Consider the following 10,283-nt stretch of genomic DNA (forward strand, 5'->3'; position numbering starts at 1 on the left):
CCGATGTTCGGAATTATGGAGCGGTAGCGTCTGGCTGCCCTGCACGGAAGGCAGGCATCGCTTTGCCGAAGGCCATTTGTGTCATACGGAAATCCGACAAATAGGCTTGGAATTTGTAGCCCATATCACGCATTTTTTGTCCGTATTCTACAGAACCCACGTGAATACCCGGAATAACTCCGTGCGCTTTACAGCGTTCTGCAATGAACTCGATGGCTTCAACGACGTCTGGCCATTTCGGGTCAAAACCGGGTGTATGTCCCATCGAAACGGCAAGGTCGGACGGCCCGACGAACACAGCATCAAGGCCTGGAGTCGAGAGGATTTCATCCAGATTGGCCACGCCGTCTTTATGCTCGATCATTGCGAAAGTGATGACCGTGTCGTTCGCATTGGCGAAGTAGTCGGCACCGCCATAGAGGCCCGCGCGGATCGGGCCGACGGAGCGACCTCCCTGTGGGTAGTAACGGCAGGCTTCTACAAACGCTTTGCATTCTTCGGCGGAGTTCACCATCGGGCAGATGATCCCGTAAGCACCAGCATCGAGCATACGGCCGATGATGGCCGGATCATTCCACGGCACGCGCACAATCGGAGTTGCGTCTGTGGTGGAGATCGCCTGAAGCATCGAAAGTGCGTCGGAGTAATCAGCCACGCCATGCTGCATATCAATCGTCACAGCATCGAAATCCTGCTGCGCCATCATTTCGGCCATCAGGGAAGAATTCGTCGCGAGCCAGCCAGTGAGAACTTCTTCACCGTTGGCCCAGAGTGTTTTGGCTTTGCTTTCGCGCATTATTTGGTTTCCTTTGATTGGAGGATTAGGAAGCAAGGATCAGATCGGCCGCTTTCTCTGCGGCTGCGATCGTTGTGATGTTGGTGTTGGCCGCGATGACCGAGGGCATGATGGAGGCATCGACCACGCGAAGGCCTTGAACCCCGCGCACACGACATTCAGGGTCGAGCACGGCCATCGGATCATCATCGCTGCCCATTTTGCACGAACAGGAAACGTGCCATCCCGACCAGACGGCATCACGCGCCCAATCAACGATTAGATCGCGATTTTTCATCATGGCGTGCATGCGATCTTGGGTGCCGAATTTGTGCTTGAGCAAGGTGTCGCGGAAGATCGGAAGGTAGTCGAACATCCAAGCGGCAGAGCCGGTTTTAAGGTAGTTGGACGGTTTGCGGACTGAGAGAGACCGCGCTTCCTCGTTATAGCCAGCGAGGAACCACGTGTTCACATGCTCGCGCACTCGCGGGTTCTCCATGATGCGGTACATGCGCTCGAACCCATCGACGAGACGCATCAAATCGCGCTCGTCCCCCGCCAAGTTCAGGTTCACGCAAGGTTCATCCCGCCAATCCGCAGAATTAAGGGTCACGTTGCCGCGCGAATAGCTCTTGTTCACACAGACATTGAGCGCCCCCATGGCTTTCCCGAGGGGATGCCAGCCTGCGCGGTTCACCGGCATCATCAGCATGTCGGATGGTGTGCAGCCTTCGTATCCGGACGAGTAGCGAACTCCGAGAAAGATGTGGCGGCGTTGACGAGGCTTTAGGCGTGCCGATTTCTTGAAATGCGCGCCGATGGCAAGGTGAGGGTGATCCATCAGGTTCGCGCCCACACCAGGAAGGTCGGCGACAACATTGATCCCGTGGCGTTTCAGTTCGGCAGCTGGTCCGATACCCGCACGCATAAGGATCGCAGGCGAATGCAAAGCGCCGGCACAGACGATCACTTCTTTCGCCTTGTAGGTGACAGGCGGCGCGCCTGCGGTGTTCGCGCGGACACCTGTTATCCGAGTGCCCTCAGTGATCAACGCTTCGACCTGTGTGTCCGCGAAAATCGTGAGATTTTCCCGCGCACGGACTTCTTTGGTGAGATACCCCACGGCAGTCGACACACGACGGTCGTTTTCATTGGTCAACGGAAGCGGGAAGGCCCCTTCCTCAAACGACGCGTTATAGTCCTCACGATAGGGAATATCCTCGGAGACGACATCGAGAACGCTTTTGGAAAAACCTGCCCAGTCCTTCGGGAAAACGCGGCGGATCGGCATAGGCCCGTCCTGATTGTGCATCGGACCGTCAAAATCCTGATCGCGTTCGAGCTTTTTGAGATAGGGGAGCATGCCTTCCCAGTCCCAGCCAGTCGCTCCGTTTTCGGCCCATTCATCGTAATCGGCAGGCAATCCACGCACCGCGAACTGACCATTGATGGAGGAACCACCGCCCATCACCTTGGCTTGTTCGAGACGCGTTGGCGGCACCGTCGCATCGTTTGAGCGCGGATTGCGCGCGAATACGCGCAAGGAAGACCAGTGATATTTCGGATCGAAGTAGGACAGACCCGGATAGCTATCAGCAATGACCTCGGGGACATCATCCGGAGGCGTGTCCGGACCAGCTTCCAAGAGCGCCACTGACTTGCGACGGTCAGCGGACAGGCGTGCGGCCAATGTGGCCCCTGCCGATCCACCGCCTACAATGACATAATCATATTTCATCGTATCATCCTTAGGCGTAGTTGATCCACACCGCCTTTTCGCGGGTGAAAGCTTCAAACCCGGCGCGACCCATGTCTTTGCCGAAACCAGAGGCTTTGAAGCCGCCAGCGGTATAGGTAAATTCCGGATCGCGACCGTGCTGGTTCACGAAAACCATACCGGCCTCAACCTTGTCGGCGACGCGCATCGCCTCTTGCATGTCGAGCGTGTGAACGGAGGCCGCGAGGCCGTAAACCGGGTGCTGCGCCTCTGCGATGGCCTCGTCGAGATTTGCAAACCGCGACACGGTTACAATCGGACCAAAGAACTCACCCAGGAAGCCGATGTTGTCGCGGGATACATTCGTCAGCATGGTTGGAGCGTAGAAGTTGCCTTCGTTGACGCTATCGAGGCGTCCTGCGCCGGTTAGAACCTCTGCACCCTGAGCAATTGTTTCCTGCACCATGTTGTCGATGCGGTCGAATTGCTTGGCGGAGATTATCGGCGCAAAGGTTGTCGTCTCATCCCATGTCGGGCCCGCTTTGATATCTTGCGTGCGTTCTAGAACTTTCTCGGTCAACTCGTCAGCGATGCTCTCTTCAATCAAGAGGCGCGATGCCAGCGTGCAGACCTGACCGCCGTTCACCATGAAGTTGTTCGCAACACGCGTCGCAATCATATCCATATCGCCGCAGTTCTTGGTCACGATCTGCGGGCTCTTACCGCCGAGTTCGAGGATGACAGGTTTGATGCCGGATTCAGCAGCAAGCTTCATGATCGCTTCGCCGGTTTGGGTAGAGCCGGTGAAGGAAATGATGCCGATGTCAGGATGGCGAACGATTTCCGCGCCTGTCGTATGACCGTAGCCATTCACCACGTTGAACAACCCGCCAGGAAGGCCGGCTTCCGCCGCGCATTCGGCCAAAGCCAAAAGGCTATGCGGCGTAATTTCCGAGGTTTTCATGACAACCGCGTTGCCCGCAGCCAGAGCGGGCGCGAATTTCCAAGCCGCAGTGATCATCGGGAAGTTCCACGGCACGATTGCGCCTGCGATGCCGTAGGCTTCGCGTTTGGTGTAGCTCAGAGTGTTTTCGCGGGTCGCGGTGACGGTGCCTTCGACCTTGTCACAGAATTCAGCGAAGTAGCGGACAACACCCGCAGTGCGGACCGCATCCCCGATGATCGTGCCTGACACCAGACGCGCAGAGCCCATGGCTTCAAGGCGCCCAAGGTATTCGGCCTTCTCTTCAATCTTCTCGGCAAAACGGAAAAGGATTTTGGCGCGCTCACGCGGCACCATCGTGGCCCAGCCAGTTTCTGCCAACGCCTTCTTTGCCGACGCGACAGACATTTCGACAGAACCAAGACCACCATCGGTGATCACGCCCATTGGCTTCTCGTCGGACGGGCGCAAGACGACAATCTCTTCGCCAGGGAGTTCGACGAACTTGCCCCCAATGTGGTGACCCGATGGAACGGAAACCGTGTCTGGATTGAATGAATACGTCATGATTTACCTCTTCGTCTCGACCTGTCGTCAGGCCGCAAGAATAGTTTCGCTAAACGGCGCGCATTTAACGGGAGTTCGTTTTGTCTCGTGCATACGAGCGCGGCGGGGAGGTGTGGCCAGTTGAAACTGTCCACACCGTGAATTCAGATCCGAGCGTCAGCCAGTGCTTTCAAGGAAAGGTCTCAACAGAGCTGCTGTTTCATGGAAGCGCCCGACGAAGCTCTTCAGGCGATCGTGGGTCGGATGTAGCAGGACGTCATTGGGCGGACCGTCTTCGGCTATGCAGCCCTGATCAAGGAAGATGACTCGATCAGCGATCTCGAAGGCAAAGCCAAGCTCGTGGGTGACGATCACCATGGTCATGCCCGATTTGGCGAGTTGCGTCATGGCCTTCATCACTTCCCCGACCAACTCGGGATCAAGCGCAGATGTCGGCTCATCAAAGAGCATGACTTTTGGATGCATGGCCGATGCACGCGCGATAGCGACGCGCTGTTGCTGACCACCCGAGAGTTGACGCGGGTATTTGGTTTCGTGTCCCTCAAGGCCCATCTGGGCAAGAAGGTCCATTGCCTCTTCCTTAGATTTCTCCGGGTCGGCACGCTTCACTGTGACCGGCCCCTCCATGACGTTTTCGAGCGCCGTCATGTGGGGGAACAGGTTGAACTGTTGGAACACCATGCCTGTCTGGGACCGAATGCGGTTCACCTCTCGCATGGGCACGCTGTTTGCCACTGTTTCCATGCTAGGCTCGACACCAGCATCAACGCCGGAGTTGTAGATATCTTCGCCTGCAATCGTGATCCGTCCACCTGTCGGTGCGTTCAGTAGATTGATGCAGCGAAGCAAACTCGTCTTGCCAGAACCAGAGGCGCCGATGAGGACGACAACCTCCCCTTCCATCACATTAAGGTCGATGCCGCACAGAACAGGTTTGATCCCGTAATGTAGGTGCAAAGCTTCGATCTGCAGGAGGGGCTTCTTCTTTTTGGTATCAGCGCTCATTTCACGGCCTCCGATATTTTTTCGAGTTTGCGTGACACCAGAGTGAGCGGCACGAGGAGGGCGAGGAACATGATGCCGACGAAGGTGTAGACCTCCATGGGGCGATAGGTGAAGGAACTCACGTAGCTCGCCTGGTAGAGAATATCTGGCACCGTGATCATGGACATGAGCGTTGTGTTTTTGATCTGGATAATCGACTGACCAGCAAGTGGCGGAATCATGCGGCGGAAGGCCTGTGGCAAGATCACGCGGCGCATACGCTGGTAATAAGTCATGCCGAGGGCGGTGGTGGCATCGGTCTGGCCGGGGTCAATTGACTGCACGCCAGCGCGGAGGATCTCGGCGTAAAATGCGGCAGCGTAGAGGCTCAGGCCCGCGAAACCTGCCCAGAACTTTGTAATCGAAAGTCCGGCGAAGATCGGAAAGGCGTAGTAGATCCAAAGCAGGATCACCAAGAGCGGAATATTGCGAAAGATCTCGACATAGACACGCCCAATGGTTTTGAGAAGTCGGGAGCCGGTCAATTGCATCAGACCGACGATCAGTCCGATGAAGAGGCCCGCCGAAATTGAGATTGCGGAGTAGAAGAGCGTGACCAGCAATCCTTTCCAGAACAGTGGCCAGTTCTGTATGATGACCGAGAAATCGAACATGTGCGTCTCCAGAATGCCGTTCGTCGGCAATTCTTATTTGCGAAGTGGAAAATCCTGGTCGGCCACAAGGGGAGGAAAGGCCGACCAGGAAGCTGCGTTAGGCCTTCAGATCAGAAGCTGAAGTTAGACGGCAGGATGGAGAGGTCGATCCCGCGGTCTTCCCAGGATTGCTGGAGACGGCCTTGCGCCAGACCAAGGGAACGCTGCTGCTGTACCCAGTTGGTCAGGAAGTTAATGAAGCCCGCGTTGCCGGATTTACGCGCCACGGCGAGGGTTGCCGGGTTACGGAGCATCGGTTCCGGAACGGACACATCGCCAACAGCCATTTCGGAGATCTGCAGGGCATCAAAGACAGAGAGAAGAACACCGTCTGCGCGTTTTGCCTGAAGCTCCATGATGGCGAGGTTGCGGTCTTCGACGACTGTGATGGATGCCTTCGGCAGCAGAGCTTCTGCAACGATCTGCATGGTAGAACCCTTCTGAACGACAACGGTTTTTTCCGGTGTATTCAGCTCTGCCCATGTTGCGATCGGGGCCCCTTCAGGGGTCAGCATGGCCCATGCGTCGGTGAAGAGCGGCTCCCAGAGATAGTCGACAACCAGACCACGGCCCGGGTTCGGGTTCACGCCGATGGCGACGTCGATCTTATTGGACTGGAAGTCGGCAGCGAGGTTGCCCCAGGTGGTTTCAACGGCAGTCAGTTCGACACCAAGAGCGTCGGCAACATCTTGCAGGAAGTCGACGTAAAAGCCGCTCCATTCGCCCGTTGCCGGATCTTTGATGTAGCCTGGCTCTTCACCAACCATAACGGGGATTTTCAGCTCACCAGACGAGCGGATTTCGTTCAGAACTGCGGACGGGTCTTCTTGGGCGACCGCGCCTTGAGTTGCGCCCAATAGGCCGACACCGAGTGCGGCAGCCCGCAAGATGTTTCCAAATTTTGACATGAGTGTTACTTTCCCTGTGCTTACTTTGTTTCTGAGTGCCAACGACCCTTTGGTCATTGACTGAGGAAACCTCGAGAGAGGGGATCTTCCTTCTCGAGGAAAAGTGTGCCCTGGGAAGTGATGTATGCACTTCCCAGGATCACAACTTCATAGCCATCCCGACCTTCTTGCGTGGTCTTTGCGTAGAGATTGGCCATAAATCCGACGCCGAAAATGTTCTCGGCATAATAGGTTTCGTCCGGTTTCAACTGTCCGCGGATGAGAAGCTGCGCCAAACGCGCGCAGGTTCCTGTTCCACATGGAGAGCGATCAAATTTGTTCGGGGCAAGAACGAGAAAATGCCGTGCACGGTCGTGTGCGTGTTCCTCGTAGAACAACACTGAAGGGGCCGGATCGCCTGCGATGAGCGGGTTGTCTTTGGTCGCAGCCGCAATGGCCGTCTTGATCCGCCAACCGATATCAAGCGCTTTTGACGCGTGATCGGGGCCAAGCGAAAGGCCCGCCTGACGCGCATCCACCATCGCATACCACATTCCGCTATAGAGAATGTCAGAGGTGATCTCTCCTACGCCAGGAACATCAACGGTGAGGCCCTGAACTCCCATGAACGCGGGCACGTTTCGAAGGGAGACATTCTCAAGGCTTCCGTCGTCACGCCAGTGCAAGTGAACCGTGACCACGCCAGCAGGCGTTTCGAGCGTAAATTGATCGCCCATCTCGCGACAGATCGCGCCAGTGTGAGCAAGCGTCTTCGCATAGCCGATTGTCCCGTGCCCGCACATGCCGAGATAGACATAAGAAGAGATAAAAATTGCTCCGAAGTCGGCAATCTTCGAGGGGACAGGGATCAAGCCGACCATTGCAGCGTGGCCGCGCGGTTCGTGGAGAAGAGTAGTGCGCAGATGATCGAAACGACGTTCGAAGTCCATCCGCTTTTCCTTCACGGTATCCCCTTTCAAATCAGGGATACCGCTCAGGATAACGCGAGTCGGGTGCCCAGCCGTGTGGCTGTCAATGTAGGAATATGCACCCTCAAAGCTCGTCATGCGGTCTCTTTTCCGAACTCTTGTTCAATGATGCTGCGAGCCGAATGCCAGATTTTCTCAATAAGCGCCGAAGAAAGGCGCTTTGCATCTTCCGCACGGGAATCGCAGATCGCCGCGAAGATCTCACCAGTCTCGTCGAAAGAAAGACGCACGAGGTCTGGCGCGGCCTTGTAGAGGTAAAAGCGATACCGAAGCGCCTGCATTTCAAGACCCTGCAACAAACGGCGTAGGGTCTGATTGTCGGCGAGCTCATAGATGAGCTCCGAACCCCGAACATCAGCCGTAAAGAACGAATGAGCATCTCCGGTCTCGCTTGCGCGCCGCATGGATTCCAGCGCCGCGCCAAGTTGCTCTTTCAGTTCGGCGTTCTCTGAACGCGCTGCAGCTTCAGAGGCAAGAGCCTCAAGCGCAATACGGCACGTGTAAACTTCATTGAAGTCACGCAGAGACATCGGCGCGACCCAAATCCCCTTGCGTGCCTGCCTTACGACCAGCCCTTCGCGCTCCAAGGTCCGCAACGCGTCGCGAACTGGGGAACGACTAACACCATATTTCTCCGCGATTTCTTCCTCTGTCAGCCGCGCTTTTGGCGCCAAGCCGAGTGTCACGATCTCCTCCTCTAACACCGAGGCGAGGTTGTCAGAGATTCCCGCAGAGAGGTTATGTGTTTTTCTGTTGTTCATGTGGACACCATACTGTGCTCTGTATACAATGCAATAGTCTTGAATGGCTTTCTGCCGCTTTCCGCCAAATCGTGAGGCGGTCACGACAGCAACCAAAAGCCACCATAGGTCAAATTGGCCAATGTATACAATGAACAACACACAGCAGGAGACCGTAATGTATAGTGAAAAGATCGAACTCTTGATCGACGGGCAATGGCGCCAAGGAAGCGAGGGAAAAACCGAATCTCTCCTCGACCCAGCTACCGAAGAGGTGCTCGCTCAAGTACCCCACGCGTCCGCTGCCGACCTTGACGAGGCCCTCGCCGCTGCGGCGAAAGGCTTCAAGGTCTGGAAAAAGAAAACCGCGATCGAACGCTACAGTATTCTTGCGAAGGCCGCCGACCTGATCGACGCGCGTAAAGACGAGATTGCGAAAGTCCTGACCCTAGAAAACGGAAAACCGCTCGCCGAGGCCGCAGGCGAGATTGCGTTCTCCGCTGAAGCGCTCCGCTTCTATGCCGAAGAAGGCAAACGCGCGTATGGCCGCATTGTTCCTTCGCGCACGCCTGGCGTTCGTCAGATGGTAATGAAAGAGCCGATCGGCCCCGTGGCTGCTTTCACTGCGTGGAATTTCCCTGCATCAAACGTGATCCGCAAACTCGGTGGCGCGCTGGCCGCAGGGTGTTCCATCATCATCAAACCCGCTGAAGAGACCCCAGGCACAGCCATTGCCTTCGGTCGCTGCCTTCAGGAAGCGGGCCTGCCTGACGGCGTTCTGAATGTCGTCTTCGGCGACCCTGCTACTGTTTCGAGCCACCTTATCGCATCCCCGATCCCGAAGGCTGTCACCCTGACTGGTTCCACAGCCGTCGGGAAGCTCCTGCAAAAACAGGCCGCCGACACCCTCAAACGTTGCCTTATGGAACTTGGCGGGCATGCACCCGTCATCGTTCATGAAGACGCAGATCTCGAAAAGACACTCGACCTCCTCGCAGCCTTCAAGTTCCGCAACGCAGGTCAGGTCTGCACTTCTCCCACCCGCTTCTATATCCATGAATCCCTTTACGAGCAGGCTCTCGAAGGGTTTGTCGAACGTGTAAAGAAAATCAAAATCGGCGCAGGCATTCATGAAGGGACCCAGATGGGACCAATGATCGCAGAGCGCCGCCTAGATGTCATGGACGGCTTGGTCGCCGACGCCGTTGAAAAAGGCGCAACACTCCTGACAGGTGGCGCACGGATGGCAAACAAAGGTTACTTCTACGCCCCCACCGTTCTCCGCGATGTTCCGGACAACGCGCGGATCATGTACGAAGAACCGTTCGGCCCTGTTGTCCCGTTCACTTCTTTCTCGGATTTCGACACCCTGATGGAACGCGCGAACTCCCTGCCCTACGGCCTCGCATCCTTCGTCTTCACCCAAGACGGCGCCCTCGCCCGCAAAACAGAAGAAGAGCTCGAAGCCGGCATGGTCGGTGTCAACTTCATGGGCATCTCAACACCAGAAACCCCCTTCGGCGGCGTCAATGAATCTGGCGACGGATCAGAAAGCGGAATCGAAGGGCTCGAAGAGTACATGCGTGTGAAATACGTGGCCGAGCTCTAGGGGCCATTCCTGAAGACGCACTGGCGGCAAACTCCGCACGCCGCCAGTGCTCATTGGTCATAATTTCTGGGCGCAGGACTACTGTTTCAGTCGCGGTGTCATGCGACGAAGGGTATGTTTGAGGTTTCCTTAATCTCCTAGACACCTGCCTTGTTCGCTTGCCTTTGTTTGATTTCATAATCAACTGGCGACCCAACGTATTTCCAGCGACGACAGGAGGTTTGCCGCCATAGCGGCTAAGGCGACGCTTGTATCCGATCTGTGCCGCAATGCCCGCGATACTGGCCGGATGCGCCACACGCCTCCCTAGCACATCTCGCTTGCCGCACTTGTGGCCCAGTTTTTCTAAAAGGCACGTC

General features: G+C 56.3%; 9 protein-coding genes and 1 pseudogene. 1 reads left to right on the forward strand and 9 read right to left on the reverse strand.

Annotated elements, in window-relative coordinates:
- Positions 1-13 precede the first annotated feature (13 nt).
- The 8 genes from ACN0SC_RS09850 to ACN0SC_RS09885 all read right to left on the reverse strand — a co-directional run bounded on the left by ACN0SC_RS09850 (position 14) and on the right by ACN0SC_RS09885 (position 8,336).
- A complete protein-coding gene (locus ACN0SC_RS09850; RefSeq protein WP_417249504.1) occupies positions 14-796 on the reverse strand; it encodes an HpcH/HpaI aldolase family protein in 783 nt (260 codons plus the stop codon).
- A 25-nt stretch (positions 797-821) separates the two neighbouring features.
- On the reverse strand, positions 822-2,513 hold the full coding sequence (locus ACN0SC_RS09855) for a GMC family oxidoreductase (protein WP_417249505.1): 1,692 nt from the start codon (positions 2,511-2,513) through the stop codon (positions 822-824).
- A 10-nt stretch (positions 2,514-2,523) separates the two neighbouring features.
- Complete coding sequence (locus ACN0SC_RS09860; RefSeq protein ID WP_417249506.1) at positions 2,524-4,002, reverse strand: aldehyde dehydrogenase family protein; 1,479 nt, start codon at positions 4,000-4,002, stop codon at positions 2,524-2,526.
- Between the two features lie 156 nt (positions 4,003-4,158).
- The gene (locus tag ACN0SC_RS09865) at positions 4,159-5,007 is read right to left on the reverse strand and encodes an amino acid ABC transporter ATP-binding protein (protein ID WP_417249507.1); all 849 of its coding nucleotides are present in this window, start codon (positions 5,005-5,007) and stop codon (positions 4,159-4,161) included.
- Positions 5,004-5,660 carry an amino acid ABC transporter permease gene (locus ACN0SC_RS09870; RefSeq protein ID WP_417249508.1) on the reverse strand — a complete coding sequence of 219 codons (657 nt, stop codon included), beginning with the start codon at positions 5,658-5,660 and terminating at the stop codon, positions 5,004-5,006. Before ACN0SC_RS09870 ends, ACN0SC_RS09865 begins: the two co-directional genes overlap by 4 nt.
- A 110-nt stretch (positions 5,661-5,770) precedes the next feature.
- A complete protein-coding gene (locus ACN0SC_RS09875; protein ID WP_417249509.1) occupies positions 5,771-6,607 on the reverse strand; it encodes a transporter substrate-binding domain-containing protein in 837 nt (278 codons plus the stop codon).
- Between the two features lie 53 nt (positions 6,608-6,660).
- Positions 6,661-7,653: a proline racemase family protein gene (locus tag ACN0SC_RS09880; RefSeq protein WP_417249510.1), complete on the reverse strand. Its 993-nt coding sequence runs from the start codon at positions 7,651-7,653 to the stop codon at positions 6,661-6,663.
- A complete protein-coding gene (locus ACN0SC_RS09885) occupies positions 7,650-8,336 on the reverse strand; it encodes a GntR family transcriptional regulator (RefSeq protein ID WP_417249511.1) in 687 nt (228 codons plus the stop codon). Before ACN0SC_RS09885 ends, ACN0SC_RS09880 begins: the two co-directional genes overlap by 4 nt.
- 157 nt (positions 8,337-8,493) lie before the next feature.
- Between ACN0SC_RS09885 and ACN0SC_RS09890 the strand changes: the two genes are divergently transcribed.
- Complete coding sequence (locus ACN0SC_RS09890; RefSeq protein WP_417249512.1) at positions 8,494-9,924, forward strand: NAD-dependent succinate-semialdehyde dehydrogenase; 1,431 nt, start codon at positions 8,494-8,496, stop codon at positions 9,922-9,924.
- 184 nt (positions 9,925-10,108) lie between these two features.
- Here the strand turns inward: ACN0SC_RS09890 and ACN0SC_RS09895 are convergent.
- Positions 10,109-10,240, reverse strand: a pseudogene (locus ACN0SC_RS09895) (IS3 family transposase); the annotation flags it as partial.
- Positions 10,241-10,283 lie beyond the last annotated feature (43 nt).

Source organism: Celeribacter sp., from assembly GCF_048261515.1.
Lineage (GTDB): Bacteria > Pseudomonadota > Alphaproteobacteria > Rhodobacterales > Rhodobacteraceae > Celeribacter.